The organism is Pseudomonas oplopanacis (assembly GCF_057128725.1).
On the sequence record NZ_JBSKHV010000006.1, the window covers coordinates 60,793 to 80,661 of the forward strand.

At 60.2% G+C, this 19,869-nt stretch carries 17 protein-coding genes; 4 read left to right on the forward strand and 13 right to left on the reverse strand.

All coding sequences use genetic code 11. The annotated features are described in order from the left end of the window. Window positions 1-8 precede the first annotated feature (8 nt). Together pgl and zwf are read right to left on the reverse strand one after the other, a co-directional pair. Entirely contained in the window at window positions 9-722 is a 714-nt protein-coding gene (gene pgl / locus ACWKV5_RS14320) for a 6-phosphogluconolactonase (protein WP_483841757.1), read from the reverse strand. After that, window positions 709-2,178, reverse strand: a complete 1,470-nt coding sequence (gene zwf / locus ACWKV5_RS14325; RefSeq protein ID WP_310265454.1) for a glucose-6-phosphate dehydrogenase — start codon at window positions 2,176-2,178, stop codon at window positions 709-711. The genes pgl and zwf overlap by 14 nt, the downstream gene beginning before the upstream one ends. A gap of 226 nt (window positions 2,179-2,404) precedes the next feature. On the opposite strand from zwf, the gene ACWKV5_RS14330 reads away from it, so the two are divergent. Then, window positions 2,405-3,265 (forward strand): MurR/RpiR family transcriptional regulator, encoded by an 861-nt coding sequence (locus ACWKV5_RS14330; protein WP_175649041.1) that lies wholly within the window; start codon window positions 2,405-2,407, stop codon window positions 3,263-3,265. 137 nt (window positions 3,266-3,402) lie between these two features. On the opposite strand, the gene ACWKV5_RS14335 is transcribed toward ACWKV5_RS14330, so the two are convergent. From ACWKV5_RS14335 to edd, 11 genes are all read right to left on the reverse strand, one after another. Then, window positions 3,403-4,257: a D-hexose-6-phosphate mutarotase gene (locus ACWKV5_RS14335; protein ID WP_483841758.1), complete on the reverse strand. Its 855-nt coding sequence runs from the start codon at window positions 4,255-4,257 to the stop codon at window positions 3,403-3,405. A gap of 113 nt (window positions 4,258-4,370) precedes the next feature. Then, window positions 4,371-5,717, reverse strand: coding sequence for a carbohydrate porin (locus ACWKV5_RS14340; protein ID WP_483841759.1), 1,347 nt, complete (start codon window positions 5,715-5,717; stop codon window positions 4,371-4,373). Between the two features lie 89 nt (window positions 5,718-5,806). Then, window positions 5,807-6,967, reverse strand: a complete 1,161-nt coding sequence (locus ACWKV5_RS14345) for an ABC transporter ATP-binding protein (RefSeq protein WP_483841760.1) — start codon at window positions 6,965-6,967, stop codon at window positions 5,807-5,809. A 2-nt stretch (window positions 6,968-6,969) separates the two neighbouring features. Beyond that, window positions 6,970-7,815 (reverse strand): carbohydrate ABC transporter permease, encoded by an 846-nt coding sequence (locus ACWKV5_RS14350; RefSeq protein WP_027922971.1) that lies wholly within the window; start codon window positions 7,813-7,815, stop codon window positions 6,970-6,972. Then, window positions 7,808-8,716: a carbohydrate ABC transporter permease gene (locus tag ACWKV5_RS14355; RefSeq protein ID WP_027922970.1), complete on the reverse strand. Its 909-nt coding sequence runs from the start codon at window positions 8,714-8,716 to the stop codon at window positions 7,808-7,810. The genes ACWKV5_RS14350 and ACWKV5_RS14355 overlap by 8 nt, the downstream gene beginning before the upstream one ends. Window positions 8,717-8,862: 146 nt before the next feature. Further along, the gene (locus ACWKV5_RS14360) at window positions 8,863-10,155 is read right to left on the reverse strand and encodes an ABC transporter substrate-binding protein (protein WP_123432923.1); all 1,293 of its coding nucleotides are present in this window, start codon (window positions 10,153-10,155) and stop codon (window positions 8,863-8,865) included. Window positions 10,156-10,272: 117 nt separating this feature from the next. Beyond that, entirely contained in the window at window positions 10,273-11,532 is a 1,260-nt protein-coding gene (locus ACWKV5_RS14365) for a D-mannose isomerase (RefSeq protein WP_483841761.1), read from the reverse strand. 226 nt (window positions 11,533-11,758) lie between these two features. Continuing rightward, on the reverse strand, window positions 11,759-13,228 hold the full coding sequence (locus ACWKV5_RS14370; protein WP_123432925.1) for an ATP-binding protein: 1,470 nt from the start codon (window positions 13,226-13,228) through the stop codon (window positions 11,759-11,761). After that, entirely contained in the window at window positions 13,218-13,949 is a 732-nt protein-coding gene (locus tag ACWKV5_RS14375) for a response regulator (protein ID WP_140667520.1), read from the reverse strand. Before ACWKV5_RS14375 ends, ACWKV5_RS14370 begins: the two co-directional genes overlap by 11 nt. Window positions 13,950-14,138: 189 nt before the next feature. Further along, window positions 14,139-15,098: a glucokinase gene (locus ACWKV5_RS14380; RefSeq protein WP_483841762.1), complete on the reverse strand. Its 960-nt coding sequence runs from the start codon at window positions 15,096-15,098 to the stop codon at window positions 14,139-14,141. Then, on the reverse strand, window positions 15,095-16,921 hold the full coding sequence (gene edd / locus ACWKV5_RS14385; protein ID WP_483841763.1) for a phosphogluconate dehydratase: 1,827 nt from the start codon (window positions 16,919-16,921) through the stop codon (window positions 15,095-15,097). The genes ACWKV5_RS14380 and edd overlap by 4 nt, the downstream gene beginning before the upstream one ends. A 220-nt stretch (window positions 16,922-17,141) precedes the next feature. Between edd and gap the strand changes: the two genes are divergently transcribed. The 3 genes from gap (at window position 17,142) to ACWKV5_RS14400 (ending at window position 19,851) form a co-directional block, all read left to right on the forward strand. Beyond that, window positions 17,142-18,143 (forward strand): type I glyceraldehyde-3-phosphate dehydrogenase, encoded by a 1,002-nt coding sequence (gene gap, locus ACWKV5_RS14390; RefSeq protein ID WP_483841764.1) that lies wholly within the window; start codon window positions 17,142-17,144, stop codon window positions 18,141-18,143. Window positions 18,144-18,283: 140 nt separating this feature from the next. Continuing rightward, window positions 18,284-18,802, forward strand: a complete 519-nt coding sequence (locus ACWKV5_RS14395; RefSeq protein WP_483841765.1) for an RNA polymerase sigma factor — start codon at window positions 18,284-18,286, stop codon at window positions 18,800-18,802. A gap of 83 nt (window positions 18,803-18,885) precedes the next feature. Next, window positions 18,886-19,851 carry a FecR family protein gene (locus ACWKV5_RS14400; protein ID WP_483841766.1) on the forward strand — a complete coding sequence of 322 codons (966 nt, stop codon included), beginning with the start codon at window positions 18,886-18,888 and terminating at the stop codon, window positions 19,849-19,851. The last annotated feature ends 18 nt before the right edge of the window (window positions 19,852-19,869 follow it).

Here is a 19,869-nt window from a genome sequence, read left to right on the forward strand (position 1 = left end):
TCCTTGGCTCATGGGCACCAGTAAATCTCTAACGTAGGTTGCAAAAACGCGCGAATCGGCATGGCGGCGACATCGTCGACGGCCAATGCGGCACTCAGGGTGGTCAGCTTGGACTGACCGGAAATCGATAGCACTTTGTGTTTGGCCGACGCCAGCAGCGCACGGCTCATGGTCAGGCGCTGATGCGGCACGGTCGGTGCCAGCATCGGGTAGCAACGACGTGTGCCGTCGACTTTCAAGGCGTCAGCCAGGTTCGGGCTGTTCGGGAACAACGAGGCGGTGTGGCCGTCGTCACCCATGCCCAGCACCAGCACGTCGATCACCGGCAGTTCGGACAACAAACGGTCGGCTTGCTCGGCTGCCTGTTCCAGGTTGGCGCTGGCGCTGTACAGGTTCAGGAACTGAGCCTTGGCCGCCGGGCCTTGCAACAGATAACGCTTGAGCAGACCAGCATTGCTGTCGGGATGTTCTACCGGCACCCAACGCTCGTCAGCCAGGCTGACCACCACGTTCGACCAGTCAAGCGCCTGCTTGGCCAGGTGCTGGAAAAACGCCACCGGACTGCGACCGCCAGACACTACCAGCGTGGCGGTGCCCTGGGCTTCGATCGCTTCGCCCAGTTGCTTGGCCACCGACAGTGCCAGGGCTTGCGCCAACAGCACCGGGCTCTTGAACTCATGGGCGTTGACGCCCTGAGGCAGTTTCAATTCAGATATCGCCATACCACGACCTCCCGTCCCGCGTGATCAGAGCAATGGAGCTCATCGGTCCCCAGGACCCGGCCGCGTACGGCTTGGGCGCATCACCGGATTTTTTCCACCCGGCGATCAACTGGTCACACCACTTCCACGCGGCTTCGATTTCATCTTTACGGACAAACAGGTTCTGATTGCCGCGCATCACTTCCAGCAACAACCGCTCGTAGGCATCGGGAATCCGCGCGCTGCGATAAGTGTCGGAAAAATTCAGCTGCAACGGACCGCTGCGCAGCTGCATGCCCTTGTCCAGGCCTTGTTCTTTGGTCATCACGCGCAAGGAAATACCTTCGTCCGGTTGCAGGCGGATAATCAGCTTGTTGCTGATTTGCAGGCGCTGCTCAGGGGCGAAGATGTAGTGCGACGGTTCCTTGAAGTGGATGACGATCTGCGACAGTTTCTGCGGCATGCGTTTGCCGGTGCGTAGGTAAAACGGTACGCCGGCCCAACGCCAGTTGCGGATATCGGCACGCAAGGCGACGAAGGTTTCGGTGTCGCTCTGGGTGTTCGAATTAGGCTCTTCCAGGTAACCCGGCACCGGCTTGCCTTCGCTGTAGCCGGCGATGTATTGACCGCGCACCACTTGAGTGGTCAGGCCTTCCGGGCTGATCGGCGCCAGTGCCTTGAGGACTTTGACTTTCTCGTCGCGGATGCTGTCGGCGGACAAGTCGGCCGGGGGGTCCATGGCGATCAGGCAGAGCAGTTGCAGCAGGTGATTCTGGATCATGTCCCGCAGCTGTCCGGCCTTGTCGAAGTAACCCCAGCGGCCTTCGATCCCGACCTTCTCGGCCACGGTGATTTCCACGTGGGAGATGTAGTTCTGGTTCCACTGGGTTTCGAACAGGCTGTTGGCGAAACGCAGGGCGATCAGGTTTTGAACCGTCTCTTTACCCAGGTAATGGTCGATGCGGTAGGTGCGGTTTTCCGGGAAGAACTGCGCCACCGCGTCGTTGACCTTGCGCGAGGATTCCAGGTCGGAGCCGATGGGTTTTTCCAGCACCACGCGGGTGTTTTCCGCGAGGCCGACCTTGGCCAGGTTCTCGCAAATCGCGCCATACACAGCGGCCGGCGTGGCGAAGTAGGCAATCACGCGTTGGGCACTGCCGGCCATTTCGGCCAGGGCGATGTAATCGTCAGCCTTGAGGAAGTCCACGTGCAGGTAGGTCAGCCGCGCCAGAAAGCGCTCGACCACCGCTTCGTCCAGCTCTTTAGCGCCCACATAACGACGCAGTTCGGCGCCGATGAATGCCAGGTGCTGCTGCTCGGTGCCGGGCTCGCGGGCCAGCGCGATAATGCGCGTATCCTCGTGCAGAAGGCCTGCGCCATCGAGTTGATAGAGGGCAGGAAACAGCTTGCGCAAGGCCAGGTCGCCGAGGGCGCCGAACAAGGCAAAGGTGCACGGTTCAACCGTAATCGAAGGCATGATGTTTGTTCTTTTATCAAGTTAAGCTACAAATACCTTTTTTCAAGGCATCGCTCAAGAGAAAATGTAGTAATAACCACAACATTTTCGCAAAATACAGATTCCGAGTGGTAGCCGGTCGGAGCCATCAGTAGGATAGGCCACCGTTTGGGGCCGCATCAAAGGCCCTTTTGGCATAGCCGAACTCTAATTTGCGCTGCTGACCCAAGGAACATATATGGACCGCGTGCGAAATTTACTGGAACAGATCCAGAATCGCCTTGAAGACCTGAACAAGGCTGAACGTAAAGTCGCCGAAGTGATCCTGCTCAACCCACAGCAGGCCACCCGGTTCAGCATCGCCGCGCTCGCCCAGGCCTCCAAGGTCAGCGAGCCGACCGTCAACCGCTTCTGCCGTTCGTTCGGCGTCAGCGGCTACCCGGAACTCAAACTTCAGCTGGCCCAGAGCCTGGCCAGTGGCGCGGCATATGTCAGCCGCGCGGTCGAGGCCGATGACAACCCTGAAGCCTATACAAAGAAGATTTTCGGCAGCGCCATCGCCTCGCTGGACAGTGCCTTGCAGGCGCTGGACCCGAACCTGATCAGCCGCGCCGTCGACCTGTTGATCCAGGCTCGGCAGATCCACTTCTTCGGCCTCGGCGCCTCGGCCCCGGTGGCGCTGGATGCGCAGCACAAATTCTTCCGTTTCAACCTGGCCGTCACCGCCCATGCCGATGTGCTGATGCAACGCATGATTGCGTCGGTGGCGCACACCGGCGAGTTGTTCGTGATCATTTCCTACACCGGCCGCACCCGCGAACTGGTGGAAGTGGCGCGCATCGCCCGTGAGAACGGTGCGTCGGTGCTGGGCCTGACCGCCGAGGGTTCGCCGTTGGCCAAGGCCAGTACGCTGAGCCTGAATATTCCGCTGCCGGAAGACACCGACATCTACATGCCGATGACCTCGCGCATCATCCAGCTGACCGTGCTGGACGTGCTGGCGACCGGCATGACGCTGCGCCGTGGGGTGGATTTCCAGCCGCATTTGCGCAAGATCAAAGAGAGCCTGAATGCGAGCCGGTATCCGGTTGGGGATGAGTTCAACTAACCCTGCATCTCCGCAGCCTGGCCCGGCCTCTTCGCGAGCAGGCTCGCTCCCACATTTTGGAATGCATTCCCCCTGTGGGAGCTTGCTCCGGGCGGCGTTCCGACGAAGGGGCCAGCCGCAACATCGCAAATCTTGAGCTAAACCCCCACACGCGCCTGCAAACTCAAATGCGCCCTCTCCCCCGGCGCCAGGCTCAGGCTGTGTGCGCCGCCGCTCGCCGCTTCCACACACACGAACTCTGAAATCTCGTTCCAGCTCACCCCCAGCAATGGCCGCGAACCGGGATGCCAGACCACCGTGTCCGAATGGTCGCCGGTATCGATGCACAATTCACGTTGCCAGGCGTGGTCCTTGAGCTGCAATTCGCCGTCATGCTGGAACACACGCTGGCACCCGCCATCGACTCGCAACTCACCTTCCTGCTGGCAGACCTGTCGGTTCAAATGGTCATAACCCTGCGCGCCCTCGAGCCCAGACAGCGCTATCTCGCCCACATCACCAATACGCCAGTAAGCGTGCAACGCCTGACTCAATTGGCAGGGCAAGGTGTCTTGATGCTCGGTGCTCAAGCGCAAATCCATGCGTTCACCCAGATGCGCATGCAGGTCCACTTGCCAGTCGCACAGCTGCAGTTGCCAGTGCAATCGCACGCCATCGTCGTCGTGGCTGCTGTCGAGCAACTTCCAGTCGATCAGCCGTGCCCAACCATGGGAAGGCCACGCGTTTTCGCTCGGATGACGGCCGTACCACGGCCAGCACACGGGCACGCCACCACGAATCGCCCCCACCTGCGGCCACTTCGCCGCGCACCAGAGCCATGGCTTCTGACCCGTGGGCTGGAAATGCAGCAACTGCGCGCCCTGGCGACTGAACACCGCCTGACACAGCGGATGATCGATCACCAACACGTCGCGCTTCTGATAGCGCTCCCACGCAAACACCGGACGTTCGCGCAAGGATTTGAAGAAGCGTTGTAGCGGATGCTCATGCATGTGCCACGGTCCTGAAAATCATCTGTTGCCGGGGTGCGCCGCCCCAAAAAAAAGCGGACAGCCTGGGCTGTCCGCAAATATGCGCACATAGAGAGGAGCTTATCGCAACAGCGTTAGAACACCGACTGAATTTTCAGGCCGGCCACCAGCGCGTTATCGACTTCATCCACACCGCCTGGATGAGTGATGTATTGCAGGTTAGGACGCACGGTCAGCCAGTTGGTAACGTGGAAGCCGTAGTTGAGTTCGTAGTTGTATTCGGTGGTCCGCAGTGGCGAGAACAGTGGGTTCTCGTAATCAGTGACATTGTTGGACGCGTTGACCAGCTCGGCGTTTTTCTTCACGTCATCGTTAACGTGGGTACGGGCGAAACCGATGCCCATGTCATCTTTAGGACGCGCGTCGAATGGGCCCTTGTACACAAACATCAGCGACTGGTAGTTGTCGACGAAGTTGGTGTCCTTGTCGTGGAACGTGGCGTTGGCTGCAATGTTCAGACCGCGGGTCTTGTCACCGTTGTGGCTGGTGAGTTGTTGCTGCGCAACGAACCAGTAGCCGTGCTTGCTGCTGTGGCTACGATAGGCGTTACCGCTGGTGGCCGCATCATTGCCGTTGTCGTCCTTGAGAACGTCATTGGCCTCGGCGGTGCTTTTGTAGTAACCGACACGGTATTCGCCCGGCAGGTTGTTAGGGTTCGGCAACCAGACCAGTTCGACCGGCAACACGGTACCCGCAGTGCCACTGCCGCTGAGCTTGAAGCCGTTACCGTGCTCAAGTTGCGACGGGTTCTGGTTGTACGCGCCGATCTGCGCATAGAACTCAGGCGAGATGTTGTACTTCACGCGGACCGCTGCCTGCATGACCGGCCAGTTGTACCAGATGTTGGTGGCCCAGTTACCCACTTGGGAACCGCAGAACGCCAGGTTCTGGAATTCGCACGGGAAGGTGTTGAAGTCTTCGCCTTCGCCGAAGTAACCGGCCTTGACGTCCAGTTTGCCGTCGAGGAACTGGTGCTTGATCCACAACTGGGTCAGACGAACCATGTGGCCACGGCCGTAGACTTCCTGCGAGGAACTCAAGGTGCCGGCACGCGGATCGCCGACACGGTCGTTGGAGATGTTTTCACCGTTACGGTTGGTCAGCTGGATCTTGGCCTGGGTGTTATCCCAACCAAACAGCTTTTCCAGGTCCAGCGCCGCCCCCAGGCCGAACTGGTCCGCGTAACGCGCGGTCTTGTCGTCGTTGAAACCGCCGTGGAGGTTGCCGCCGACTTCACCGACGTAGTCCATCTTGATGTCGATGCCTTGCTCGATCAGCTTGGTCCGCTCGCCACCCCAATCACCGGTCATCCATTCGGAGTCAGCGCTGAACGCGTCAGCCGCGTGCACACTACCGGCCAGCATCATGGCTGCAACTGCTGACAACTGGCAGATAAGCTGAGCGTTGTTGTTCTTCTTCATCCCTACATCCTCGTTTTATTGTTATTAACTGTTTTCTAACGCGGTTACATCCCCTGTGGGAGTGAGCAAGCTCACTCCCACCTTGATCTTCAGCGGCCTTTGAATTGGGCCACGTTGGCGCTGTGCGCCTCGGCTTTTGGTTCGCCGGCAACTCCTAACCGTTCCCCGGTCTTGGCATCGAACAACAACACTTTCGACGGATCGAATTGCAGGGTCAGGGTTTCGCCCGGCGCCGGTGCAACGTCCGGTGCCAGACGGCAGCAGACTTTGGTTTCATTCAGATTGACGAACACCAGGGTGTCGGGACCGGTCGGTTCGGTGACCTGGACTTCAGCGCGAATGGTCGGCAAACCGTTCGGCTCGCCGTTCGCCAGCACGATCTGCTCAGGGCGCATGCCGAGGATCACTTCGCGGTCTTCGAGACCGGCGTCCTGCATGCCCAGCGGCAATTCACAACGGGCCTGGCCGCTGTCGAGCAACGCCAGCAGACGACCGTCCTTGCGCTGCAAACGCAGGGGGATGAAGTTCATCGGCGGTGAACCAATGAAGCTCGCCACGAACAGGTTGGCCGGGTTGTTGTAGATGTCTTTCGGCGTTCCGAACTGCTGGATGATCCCGTCCTTCATCACCGCCACTTTGTCGCCCAGGGTCATCGCTTCGATCTGGTCGTGGGTCACGTAGACCGTGGTGGTTTTCAGGCGCTGGTGCATCAGTTTCATTTCGGTGCGCATCTCGACCCGCAGCTTGGCGTCGAGGTTGGACAGCGGTTCGTCGAACAGGTAGATCTTCGGCCGACGCGCCAGGGCACGGCCCATGGCCACGCGCTGTTGCTGGCCACCGGAGAGCTGGCCGGGCTTGCGGTTGAGCAGGTGTTCGATCTGCAACAGCTTGGACACCCGCGCCACTTCCGTTTCGATGTCGGCAGCGGGCATCTTGCGAATCTTCAAGCCGAAGGCGATGTTCTCGCGCACGCTCATGGTCGGGTACAGCGCGTAGGACTGGAACACCATGGCGATGTCGCGGTCTTTCGGGCTCATGCCACTGACGTCCTGATCATCGATCATGATCGCGCCGCCGGTGATGGTTTCCAGGCCGGCGATGCAATTCATCAGGGTCGATTTGCCACAACCCGAAGGTCCGACCAGGATCAGGAACTCACCGTCCTTGATCGACAGATGGATGTCCTTGAGGGTGTCCGGCAGGCCGGGGCCATAGGTCTTGTTTACATTGCGAAGTTCGAGCGTAGCCATGATTACCCCTTGACTGCGCCGGCCGTCAGCCCGCGCACGAAATACTTGCCTGCGACCACATAGACCAGCAGGGTCGGCAGCCCGGCGATCATCGCCGCCGCCATATCAACGTTATATTCCTTGGCCCCGGTACTGGTGTTGACCAGGTTGTTCAGCGCCACCGTGATGGGTTGCGAGTCACCGCTGGAGAACACCACGCCGAACAGGAAGTCGTTCCAGATCTGAGTGAACTGCCAGATCAGGCAGACCATGATGATCGGGGTGGACATCGGCAGGATGATCAGTCGGAAGATCGTGAAGAAACCCGCGCCATCGAGCCGCGCCGCCTTCACCAGTGCATCGGGAACGCTGACGTAGTAGTTACGGAAAAACAGCGTGGTGAACGCCAGGCCGTAAACCACGTGGACGAACACCAGGCCCGTGGTGGTGCTGGCCAGGCCCATCTTGCCGAGGGTAAACGAGGCCGGCAGCAGGACGGTCTGGAACGGCAGGAAGCAACCGAACAACAGCAGGCCGAAAAACAACTGCGAGCCGCGAAAGCGCCACATCGACAGCACATAGCCGTTCAACGCGCCGATGGCGGTGGAGATCAAGACTGCCGGGACGGTGATCTTGATCGAGTTCCAGAAATACCCGTCGACGGTGCCCCAGGCCTTGACCCAGCCAATGCCGCTGACCACGGTCGGCCAGCTCAGCAGGTTGCCGGTGTTGATGTCTTCCGGTGTCTTGAAGCTGGTCAACAGCATGACCACCAGCGGTATCAGGTAAAGGAATACGGCGAGGATCAGCACGCCGTAAATCGCGATGCGACTCAGGCTGATGGAAGGTTTGGCAGCGAAACTAGTCATGACGCTTGGTCCTCAGCTCGGAGTACAGGTAAGGCACGATGATTGCGAGAATCGCACCGAGCATCAGAATCGCACTGGCCGAGCCCATGCCCATCTGGCCGCGACTGAAGGTGAAGGAATACATGAACATCGCAGGCAGGTCGGAGGAATAACCCGGGCCGCCGGCGGTCATTGCTGCGACAAGGTCGAAGCTCTTGATCGCGATGTGAGCCAGGATCATCACGGCGCTGAAGAACACCGGACGCAGGCTCGGCAACACCACTTTGAGGTAAATGCGCGGCATGCTCGCGCCATCGATCTGGGCGGCACGGATGATCGATTGATCAACGCCACGCAGGCCGGCGAGGAACATCGCCATGATGAAACCCGAGGCTTGCCAGACCGCAGCAATCACCAGGCAATACACCACGCGATCCGGGTCGATCAGCCAGTCCAGGCGAAAGCCTTCCCAGCCCCAGTCACGCAGCAATTTGTCCAGGCCCATGCCAGGGTTGAGCAGCCATTTCCAGGCGGTACCGGTGACGATCATCGAGAGCGCCATCGGGTACAGGTAAATGGTGCGAATGAAACCTTCGCGACGAATGCGCTGATCGAGAAACACCGCCAGCAGCACACCGATCACCAGCGTGATGCCAATGAACATGCCGCCGAACAGGGCCAGGTTCTTGCTCGCCACCCACCAACGGTCGTTGTCGAACAGCCGCTGGTATTGAGCCAGGCCTGCCCACTTGTAGGTCGGCAGAAAGGTCGAACTGGTGAACGACAGAACGAACGTCCACAGGATGTAGCCATAGAAGCCCACCAGAACGATGAACATGCTCGGCGCCAGCACCAGTTTAGGGAGCCAGCGTTGCAATGCATCGAACGGCGAGGCCTTGCTGAACACAGCAACAGAACTCATGGGGAAATCCAGTACGAGAGAAATTTACTTTGGAAATGCTGCCCTTGTAGGAGCCGGCTTGCTGGCGATTGCGGTGTGTCAGTTGATAAATCTGGTGACTGACAGTCCGCTATCGCCAGCAAGCCGGCTCCTACAGGGGCCAGGCATTACTTGGCAGACTTGACCGCTGCGCCGAGTTTCTTGGCGGCATCGGCCGGGTCGGCTTTCGGGTCGTTGATGTAGTTGGTCACCACATCAAAGAACGCACCCTGTACGGCCAGTGTGGTCGCCATGTTGTGCGCCATGCTCGGCTGCAGGCCGCCGGACTTGGCGTCCGCCAGGAAGTCCTTGGCAGCGGTCTGGGCGCAGGAGTCGAAACCGTACTTGTCCATGTCGGCCAGCATGTCGTTGCGAACCGGGATCGAGCCCTTGTTGATACTGAAGACTTTCTGGAAGTTCTCACCCAGGACGATCTTGGCGATGTCCTGCTGACCGGCCGCAGTGCCCGCGTCTTTCTGCTTGAACACAGCCAGGGAGTCGATGTTGTAGGTGAAGGCCTTGTCGGTGCCCGGGAACGCTACGCACTCGTAGTCCTTGCCGGCGACTTTCTTGGCGGCGGTCCATTCGGACTTGGCCCAGTCACCCATGATCTGCATGCCGGCCTTGCCGTTGATGACTTTGGCCGCTTCCAGGTTCCAGTCCTGGCCTTTGCCGTCGACGTCCATATAGGTCGCGACTTTCTTCAGCTCGGTCAGCGCCTTGACCATTTCCGGACCGGTCAGCGCAGCGTTGTCCAGATCGACCAGGGCTTTCTTGTAGCCATCGACCCCCATGACCGAAAGCACCACGGCTTCGAACACGGTGCTGTCCTGCCAAGGCTGGCCGCCGTGGGCGAGCGGAATGAAGCCCGCAGCCTTGAGCTTGTCGCCGGCGGCGTAGAATTCTTCGAGGGTGGTCGGGTTTTTGGTGATGCCGGCTTTCTTGAAGACTTCCGGGTTGATCCACAGCCAGTTGACGCGGTGAATGTTCACCGGCACGGCCACGTAGTTACCCTCGTACTTCACGGTATCGGAGACTTTCTTGTCGAGCAGGCTGTCCCACTTCTCCGATTTGGCAACATCTTTCAGGACGTCGGTGTCGAGCAGGCCGGTAGACGCCCATTCCTGGATGTCCGGACCTTTGATCTGCGCCACACCTGGCGGGTTACCGGCAACGGCACGGCTCTTGAGCACGGTCATGGCGGTAGCACCGCCACCCCCGGCAACAGCGCCGTCCTTCCAGGTGAAGCCGTCTTTTTCGACTTGGGCCTTGAGCACATCGACCGCTGCTTTTTCACCACCCGACGTCCACCAGTGAACCACTTCCACGGAACCTTTGGATTCGGCGGCAAGCACACTGAGAGGGATCGCAGACAGGGAGACGAGAGAAATGACAGTAGCGAGGCGAGAAATCGCATTCATCTAGAAGTACCTTTCTTGTTGTTATGCATGCAAGTCTGGTGCTTGCGCTGCATAGGATTTTAAACAGGAGTTAGCCCCTCGCAGGTAACGAAGGGACGCTTGAATGTCACCACATGGTTACACAGGAACGCTCTGGGACAACCTTGCCAGAGCCGTGGCCATGCTGGGTGCCAGGGGCAGTCGCGGAATCAATACGGCTTGCCAGGCGTGATACAGATCGGGTTTACCCGCCCAGATGTCAGCGCTTGGGCGATTCTGCGGATCGAGTTCGTGATGCCAGCTGCCGTCACAACGGTCGATGAAATGAGTGTCACAAAATTCCCAGAACAGCCGGTACCAGCGTTCGTATTGCTCATCGCCCGTGCGTTTAAGCAACGCGCTGGCGGCAGCGCTGGCTTCGCAATGGGTCCAGTGCAGGCGATGGCGAACCACCGCGCGGTTGTCCCAGTCGAGGGTGTAGACAATCCCCGGCAGCCCGTCGATATCCCAGCCGTGACGGCAGTTGTGGTCGAAAAGCTTTTGCGCGTCGGTGGCCAGCCAGCCCGGCGTGAGCATGCCGGCCTGAACCCGCGCTGCTTCGAGGTGCAGCAACAGGCGCGCCCACTCAAAACCGTGGCCCGGTGTGGTGCCGTAGGGGCGGAAACCATCGGCCGGGTTGTCGTGGTTGTATTCCCGTAGCGGCTGCCACTGGCGGTCGAAATGCTCGACCACCAAATAATCGTTGGCGGCGGCATGACCGTGGATCACCCGCTCGACAATGCGTTGCGCACGGCATAGCCAGCGGTTGTCTTCGGTGACATCGGCCAGCGCGAGGAAGGCTTCGGTGGCGTGCATGTTGCTGTTGGCGCCGCGATAAGCTTCTTCTTCGCTCCAGTCGCGGTTGAAGGATTCGCGCATGGCGCCCTCCTCCTCGCTCCAGAAATGCGTGTCGATGATGTTGATCGCATCATCGAGCAAGGCGTGTGCGCCGGGACGTTGCGCAACCACGGCAGAACTGGCGGCCAGGGCCACGAAGGCGTGCAGATAAGCGGCCTTGCAGGTGTTGTCATCCAGCGCATGGGCGACCGCAAACCAACCGCCATGCTCGGCATCGCGCAACGGGCCGCTGAGGGCCCGGACACCGTGATCCACCAGCTCGGCAAACCCCGGCAAGCCCTGAATATGCGCCATGGCGAAGCTGTGCGTCATGCGTGCGGTGTTCATGGTTTCAGCGCAGGCGTTGGCCGGGAGGTGGCCTTTTTCATCGAGATTGCCGAAACCGTCAGGCAGCTTTGAAGCCTTGGCGAATGCCAGCAGGCGCAGGCCTTCGGCGGCGAGCCATTGCTGATGGGCAGGCGCGTTCAGCCAACTGCTGAAGACCGGTTGGAAGGTGTCCATGGGGTGCCTTTTTTGTTGTTTTGACTGAGGGCAGTCTAAACAACGGGCGGGGATGGGCTTGTAACGAAGGGGGCGAGTTATGTCACTGGTTTGTGACATTTGGCCGGAGATATTTGTTTAATGGTCTGACGCCTTCGCGAGCAGGCTCGCTCCCACATTGGTTTGCGGTGTGCACAAATCCCCTGTGGGAGCGAGCCTGCTCGCGAAGAACGATAACGCGGTCTATCTAGTCAACACTGCGCGGCAACTGCAACGTCACCCGCAACCCACCCTCACGCAGGTTTTGCAGGCTGACCTCGCCACCATGGCTATGCGCAATGTTGCGCGCAATCCCCAACCCCAACCCATACCCCTGCTGCTGTCCGGCCAGGCGGAAGTGCGGTTCGAACACCTGCTCCAGCCGCTGTTCCGGCACGCCCGGCCCTTCGTCATCGACATGAAGGATGAACGCACTTTCATCGTCATCGATGTGCAAATGCGCGTTCTGCCCGTATTTCAGGGCATTGTCGATCAGGTTGCCAATGCAGCGCTTGAGCGCCAGCGGTTTACCCGGATACGCCGCCAGCGCCCGCCCCTGCTGGGTCACGCGGCCATTGCCGTTAGGCGCCAGGTACGGTTCCACCAGGCAATCGAGCACGTGGTTGAGGTCCACCGGTTCGATGTTTTCGTGAATGTCGGTGTCTTTCACGCATTGCAGCGCGCCTTTGACCAGCAACTCCAACTCATCCAGATCACGCCCGAACTTGGCTTGCAGCTTTTCGTCTTCGAGCAATTCCACGCGCAGGCGCAAACGGGTGATGGGCGTTCGCAAGTCATGGGAAATCGCGCTGAACAACTGGCTACGTTCCGTCAGGTAGCGGCTGATCCGTTCGCGCATGGCGTTGAACGCACGCCCCACTTCGACCACTTCACTGCCGCCGCCCTCGGCCACCGGTTGCACATCAGCCCCCAGCGACATGTCGCGCGCGGCCCGCGCCAGACGCTTGAGCGGCCGACTTTGCCAGTGCACCAGCAAGCCGATGAACAACAGCAAAAAGCTGCTGGTGAGGACGATGAACCAGACCTGTTGCGCCGGCAGACCTTGCTCTTCAAGACTGGTGTAGGGCTCGGGCAGCAACGAAGCGATGTACAGCCATTCACCCGGTGCCATCTGGATTTGCGTGACCAGCACGGGCGGGTTCACCGGTTCGAGGGTCAACGCGTAATGCGCCCAGGAGCGCGGCAGCTCGTCGAGTTTCAGCCCGCTGTTGAAGATCCGCAGGTCTTCAGGGCTGACGAAAGTCACCGAGATATCCGTGTCATGCCCCAGGGATTCGCGCAGCACCTGGTCCACCGCTTTGAGCACGGCTTCCTTGCGCGGGGTGATTGGCAACACTTCCATGCCGAGGGGTTTGTCGTTGAGCGTCACCACGAAACGGGTGCCGCCCATGCTGCGCAACTGATCCAGTACCAACGGCCGGAACGCGACCGGCAATGAGCGGAAGTAACTGACGCTGGCCGTCATCGAATGCGCCAGGCTGCGGGCGGCAGTGACCAGGCCTTCAAGCTGCGTGGCACGCAATTGCGAGACCCAGATCACGCTCGACAACGTCTGCGCAAACAGCACCGCCAGCAACGTCAGCAACAACATCCGCCCGAGCAGCGAACGCGGCACCGGCACACGGGCGGCGAGCTTATTGAGAAACTCAGTGGCCATTGCTGGCAACCACATTGGCTGCCAGTTGGTAGCCGCTGCCGCGTACGGTGCGGATCAGTCGTGGCGGTTTTTCCGTGTCGCGCAGACGCTGACGCAAGCGGCTGACCGCCATGTCGACGATACGGTCCAGCGGCATCAGATCGCGCCCGCGGGTGGCGTTGCCGATGGTGTCGCGGTCGAGGATTTCCTGCGGGTGATCGAGGAACAGCTTCAGCAGTGCAAAGTCGGCGCCGGACAGAATCACTTCTTCGCCATCGGTGTGGAACAGCCGGTGGCTGACCATGTCCAGGCGCCAGTCGTCGAACGCCAGCACTTCACCGCCATTACGCTCCTGACCGAATTGCGCGCGACGCAACAGGGCTTTGATGCGCGCCTGCAATTCTCGTGGGCTGAAAGGTTTGCCGAGGTAATCGTCGGCGCCCAGCTCCAGGCCGATAACGCGGTCGGCTTCGTCGGAACTGGCGGTGAGCATGATGATCGGCACCTGCGCCTGACGCGGGTGCTGGCGAACCCAGCGGCACAGGCTGAAGCCGTCTTCGTCCGGGAGCATCACATCGAGGATCACCAGATCGCTCGGGGCCTCGTTCAGGGCCTGGCGAAAACCCGCGCCATCGGGCGTGGTACGGACCTGGAAACCGGCGCGAGTCAGGTAGGTATCCAGCAACTCGCGTATCTCTTGATCGTCATCGACCAACAAAATCGACTTGTTGACTGAGCTCACGGGGCGGCGTCCTTGTTGTTTGAATTGGGCGGATTATGCCTGATGCACTGAATCTACAAACACCACAGAAACATCTGTGGGAAAACCAATGTGGGAGCGAGCCTGCTCGCGAAAGCGGTTTTACATTCAACACATTCGTTGACTGATACACCGCTTTCGCGAGCAGGCTCGCTCCCACAGGATTGCATTTCAAGTCGGGATGGATTGTTCCAATGCCACGCCCGCGCCCATCAGGCCGGAATACGGCGCTGTCACCAGCCACACCGGGATGCCTTTGAAGTAATCGCTCATGCAGCCCTTGTCGGCGAAGCACCGGGCAAATCCGCTTTCAAGGAAGAAATCGGCAAACCGCGGGATCACGCCACCGACGATGAACACACCGCCGCGCCCACCGGTGGTCAGCACGTTATTGCCGGCCACGCGACCGAGCCAGCAGCAGAATTGCTCCAGCACTTCCAGGGCAATCGGGTCGCCCGCGAGCCCGGCAGCGGTGATCGCTTCCGGCGTTTCGAGCACCGGCGTGTGGCCGTCCACTGCACAAATCGCCCGGTAAACCCGTGGCAAGCCGCCGCCGCTCAACGCAGTTTCAGCGCTGACATGCCCGATCTCATTGAAGATGTGTTGCCACAGCTGCGTTTCCCGCGGGCTGCTCAGCGGCAAATCGACGTGACCGCCCTCCCCCGGCAACGCGGCAAAACGCCCGTCGCCAAGGTCCAGCAAGGTCCCGACGCCCAAGCCAGTGCCCGGCCCAATCACCACCGCCGGCCGCAACGGTTCCGGGGTGCCTTCGCAGACCACCCGAAACTCACCCGGCTGCAAACGGGTCATGCCCAGCGCCATCGCCGAGAAGTCGTTGACCAGCAACAGTTGCTCGACCTGCAAGGTCTTGCAGAAACCCTTGCGGCTCAGCCGCCAGTGATTGTTGGTGAATTTAAATTCATCGCCACTCACCGGGCCTGCCACGGACAGGCACACCGAGCCGATCGAACCCGGCGCCAAGCCGAGTCCGCTCAGGTAGAGGCTGATCGCCTCTTCCGGGCTGGCGTGGTCGGCCGTCGCCAGCACCTGGACGCTTTCCAATTGCTGGTTTTTCCACAACGCGAAACGTGCGTTGGTCCCACCGATGTCACCGACCAAAGCCAGTTTCAATTAAGCGTCTCCAGGGCAGAAGTAAAGGCGCTGGCGCCCTGCTCTGCGGAGCTGAAGGCCATGCGCATGAAACCAAACAGCTCGCGTCCGCTGCCAATGTTATTGCCCAACAGGCCCTTGGCAGGCTCGCGCGCTGCGAATTCGTCGGCGTCCACCTTAAGCTCCAGGGTGCCTTTGACGCCATCGACGCGGATGATATCGCCCTCTTGCACCCGCGCCAAAGCGCCACCGACATACGCTTCGGGGCTGACGTGAATCGCCGCCGGGATTTTCCCCGAGGCGCCGGACATGCGTCCGTCCGTGACCAACGCCACTTTGAAGCCGCGATCCTGCAGCACACCAAGGAACGGCGTCATCTTGTGCAGTTCCGGCATGCCGTTGGAACGCGGGCCCTGGAAGCGCATCACCGCGACAAAATCCTTCTCCAGCAGACCGGCCTTGAAGGCGTCTGCCAGGTCCTGCTGATCCTGGAACACCATGGCCGGTGCTTCGACGATCTGGTTTGCCAGCGCTACGGCCGAGACTTTCATCACGCCGCGACCGAGGTTTCCTTCCATCACCCGCAAACCGCCCTCAGGCGAGAACGCACGAGCGACCGGGCGCAGGATGCTTTCGTCGAGGCTGTCGGTCACGCCTTCGCGCCAGACCAGTTCGCCGTTATCGAGGAACGGCTCCATGGTGTAACGGCGCAGGCCGTGACCGAGCACGGTGTTGACGTTTTCGTGCAACAGCCCGGCGTCCAGCAGTTCGCGGATCAGGAACGACATGCCGCCCGCTGCCTGGAAGTGGTTGATGTCAGCTTTGCCGTTCGGGTAGACGTGGCTCAGTGTCGGCACGACTTCGGAGAGGTCGGCCATGTCCTGCCAGGTCAACTGAATGCCCGCCGCCATGGCGATGGCCGGCATGTGCAAGGTGTGGTTGGTCGAGCCGCCGGTGGCGTGCAGTGCCACGATGGAGTTGACCAGCGAACGCTCGTCGACGATTTCGCCGATCGGCATGAAGTCGCCGTTCTGCTTGGTCAAACGTGTGACCTGATGCGCCGCTTCGCGGGTCAGGGCATCGCGCAACGGCGTGTTCGGATTGACGAAGGACGCACCCGGCAAGTGCAGGCCCATGACTTCCATCAGCAACTGGTTAGTGTTGGCGGTGCCGTAGAACGTGCAGGTGCCAGGGCTGTGATAGGAGTTCATTTCCGACTCCAGCAACTCTTCGCGACTGGCCTTGCCTTCGGCGTAGCGCTGGCGCACATCGGCTTTCTGCTTGTTGGAAATGCCCGAGACCATCGGCCCGCCCGGCACAAAAATCGTCGGCAGATGACCGAAACGCAACGCGCCCATCATCAGGCCCGGCACGATCTTGTCGCAGATGCCGAGCATCAGCGCGCCGTCGAACATGTTGTGGGACAGCGCCACGGCGGTGGACATCGCGATCACTTCGCGGCTCGGCAGGCTCAGTTCCATGCCCGGCTCGCCCTGGGTTACGCCGTCGCACATGGCCGGGGTGCCGCCGGCGAACTGGCCGACCGAACCGATCTCGCGCAGCGCTCGTTTGATCTGTTCCGGAAAGACTTCGTACGGCTGATGCGCCGAAAGCATGTCGTTATATGACGAAACTATTGCGATGTTGGCGGAGTTCATCATCCGCAGGCTGTTCTTGTCTTCGGTGCCGCAACCCGCCACGCCGTGGGCGAAGTTGGCGCATTGCAGCTTGCCGCGCATCGGACCGTCGCTGGCCGCACCGCGAATCAGTGCAAGGTAGGCCTCACGCGTGGCGCGGCTACGGGCGATAAGCCGTTCAGTGACCTCAAGGACGCGGGGATGCATGTGTAGAACTCCAGGCTAACGGATGTGGCGACCTGATTGTCTATGCTGAACAAGGACCGTTGTGATTGGGATGACAAACGGTTTTTCTTGATCGGTCGGACCAGTTGATTCAGGTCACTCGTTGTAGATTGAACAAAATATTGCCATTAAAAAGGCTTGTTTTCTATTTTTATGCGAATAATCTTGTAATTCCAACAACAAAACGACGGCGGCGCTGTAAATGACTCTTCGAATCGCAATCAATGGTTTTGGCCGGATTGGCCGCAACGTCCTGCGCGCACTGTATACCCAAGGCTATCGCCAGGATCTGCAGATCGTGGCCATCAACGATTTGGGAGACAGCGCAATCAACGCTCATCTGCTCAAGTACGACACTGTTCACGGCACGTTCGACGCCGATGTTCAGCACGATAATGAGAGCCTCACGGTCAACGGCGACCGAATTGCGGTCAGCGCCATTCGCAACCCGGCCGAGTTGCCATGGGCTGCGGAAAAGATTGATGTGGTGTTCGAATGCACCGGTCTGTTCACCGACCGCGCCAAAGCCGCCGCGCATATTACGGCCGGCGCACGCAAAGTCATCATCTCGGCACCGGCCAAGGGCGCCGACGCCACCGTGGTGTATGGGGTGAACCACGACATTTTGCGCCAGCATCACCAGATCATTTCCAACGCGTCGTGCACCACCAACTGCCTGGCCCCGGTGGCTCAGGTGCTGCACCGTGAACTGGGAATCGAGAGCGGTCTGATGACCACGATCCACGCCTACACCAACGACCAGAACCTGACCGACGTCTACCACACCGACCCGTACCGCGCCCGCTCCGCCACGCAAAACATGATCCCGAGCAAGACCGGCGCGGCTGAAGCCGTTGGCCTGGTGCTGCCGGAACTGGCGGGCAAACTGACCGGCATGGCCGTGCGTGTTCCGGTGATCAACGTGTCGCTGGTGGACCTGACCGTTCAGCTGAAACGCGAAGCGTCGGCCGAAGAAGTGAATGCACTGCTTAAAGAAGCCAGCCAGCACTCGAAAATTCTCGGCTACAACACCTTGCCGCTGGTTTCCAGTGACTTCAACCACAACCCGCTGTCGTCGATCTTCGACGCCAACCACACCAAATCCAGCGGCAAACTGCTGAAGGTGCTGGCCTGGTACGACAACGAATGGGGCTTCTCCAACCGCATGCTCGATAACTGCCTGGCGTTGTGTAACGCCGAGTAACCCGACATCCCTGAGGATATCCCCTGTGGGAGCGAGCAGGCTCGCTCCCACACAGGTTTTGTGGCGTTCTGAAATCAATACTTGACCACCCGACTAGATGATAAGCATTATCATTCGCTCGAAATGGATCAGGTTCCCCCGTGAGTCAATCTCGCTTCAATCACGTCTTCATCGCCCAGCGGGTTTCGCTGCTGCGCACGTTGGAGCGGATGGTCAACAATCACAGCACCGCCGAAGACCTCTTGCAGGAGACCTACCTGCGAGTGACCCGGGCGCTCAGTGAACGGGCCATCGATCACCTTGAACCCTTCGTTTTCCAGACCGCCCGCAACCTGGCGCTGGACCATTTGCGCGCGCGCCGCATCCAGTCCCGGACGATGCTCGACGACGTGCCGCTGGACGTGGTGGAAAGTATCGCCGCCCCTGCCAGCAGTGCCGAGGATGCCGCCCATGCCGAACAGTTACTGGAGCGTTTGAACGTGAGCCTCGGTGAACTGAGTCAGCGTCAGCAACAGATTTTCATCCTCAGCCGCCTGCACGGGCATAGCTACCTGGAGATTGCCGAGAAGCTCGACGTCTCCTTGAGCACGGTGCAGAAGGAACTGAAGCTGATCATGGCGATCTGCATCGGTGTCGCCGAGCGGTTAAACGGCGACTGACCTCGCCAGGCTTTGCTACCCTTGCCCGACTTCCAGGCTTTACTAAAAAAACAGCCGTGCACAGACACTGCCGAGGAAACACCGTGACGGACACCCACCGCTCCTCTGCGCCCTCCCCGGCGCGGGACGCCGCAAGCGCGATGGACCAGGCCCTGGACTGGCTGATCGTGCTGGGCAGTCCGAGCGAGGAACAGACGCAAGCGTTTCATGACTGGCTGGCTGCCGATCCGCTGCATGCCGAAGCATTCGCCAAGGCGCAGGCCATCTGGGATGGCCCGCAAGTCGTGCAATGCGCACAACAACTGGCCTCCCGACCGCCGAAAGTGACCGTCCTGTCGCGCCTGCGTCCGCACTGGAAACCGCTGGCGACTGCCGCCGTGTTGATCCTCGGCCTGTTCAGTTTCAGCAACCTGCCGATGCGCCTGCAGGCCGATCATTTGACCGTGATTGGCGAACGCCAGCGCCTGCAACTGGAGGACGGTTCGAAAGTCCTGCTCAATACCAACTCGGCGTTTTCCAGCACCATCAACGATCAGCAGCGCGTGGCCCGGTTGTATCAGGGCGAGGCGTTTTTCGAAGTGCCGGCCAATCGTGGCCAGCCACTGCAAATCGACGCCGGGCCGGTCACCGCCAGCGTGCGCGATACCGCGTTTGCCGTGCGCTATCTGGACGGCGTGACGCAGGTTCGGGTGCAGCGCGGCGATGTCGACTTGCGTGCGACCCATGACGATGCGCGCATACGACTCTCGGCCGGTGAAAGCATCCGCATCGGCCCCAACGGTTTCGACCGCCCGGCCAAGCTTGATGCCGCCACCGACCTGGCGTGGGTCCAAGGCCGACTGGTGTTCGAAAACTGCCCGCTAAGCCAGGTGCTGGCCGAGTTGCGTCGCTACTATCCGGGCTGGATCATCAACACCAATGAGCAACTGGCCGACGTCGCCGTGACCGGCAATTACCGTCTCGACCAGCCGCTGGACGTGGTCCGCTCCCTTGCTCACATCACCTCCGCACGGCTTCAGGAATTCCCCGCGCTGGTGATCCTGAACTAAATGAGAATTATTTTTACT

Excerpts from the sequence above, each read along its gene's own strand:
- edd (WP_483841763.1), bottom strand. The coding sequence starts at position 16,921 with ATGCATCCCCGCGTCCTTGAGGTCACTGAACGGCTTATCGCCCGTAGC.
- ACWKV5_RS14345 (WP_483841760.1), bottom strand. The coding sequence starts at position 6,967 with ATGGCTACGCTCGAACTTCGCAATGTAAACAAGACCTATGGCCCCGGC.
- pgl (WP_483841757.1), bottom strand. The coding sequence starts at position 722 with ATGGCGATATCTGAATTGAAACTGCCTCAGGGCGTCAACGCCCATGAG.
- ACWKV5_RS14355 (WP_027922970.1), bottom strand. The coding sequence starts at position 8,716 with ATGAGTTCTGTTGCTGTGTTCAGCAAGGCCTCGCCGTTCGATGCATTG.
- ACWKV5_RS14365 (WP_483841761.1), bottom strand. The coding sequence starts at position 11,532 with ATGGACACCTTCCAACCGGTCTTCAGCAGTTGGCTGAACGCGCCTGCC.
- ACWKV5_RS14340 (WP_483841759.1), bottom strand. The coding sequence starts at position 5,717 with ATGAAGAAGAACAACAACGCTCAGCTTATCTGCCAGTTGTCAGCAGTT.
- ACWKV5_RS14370 (WP_123432925.1), bottom strand. The coding sequence starts at position 13,228 with ATGGCCACTGAGTTTCTCAATAAGCTCGCCGCCCGTGTGCCGGTGCCG.
- ACWKV5_RS14335 (WP_483841758.1), bottom strand. The coding sequence starts at position 4,257 with ATGCATGAGCATCCGCTACAACGCTTCTTCAAATCCTTGCGCGAACGT.
- gap (WP_483841764.1), top strand. The coding sequence starts at position 17,142 with ATGACTCTTCGAATCGCAATCAATGGTTTTGGCCGGATTGGCCGCAAC.
- ACWKV5_RS14360 (WP_123432923.1), bottom strand. The coding sequence starts at position 10,155 with ATGAATGCGATTTCTCGCCTCGCTACTGTCATTTCTCTCGTCTCCCTG.
- ACWKV5_RS14350 (WP_027922971.1), bottom strand. The coding sequence starts at position 7,815 with ATGACTAGTTTCGCTGCCAAACCTTCCATCAGCCTGAGTCGCATCGCG.
- zwf (WP_310265454.1), bottom strand. The coding sequence starts at position 2,178 with ATGCCTTCGATTACGGTTGAACCGTGCACCTTTGCCTTGTTCGGCGCC.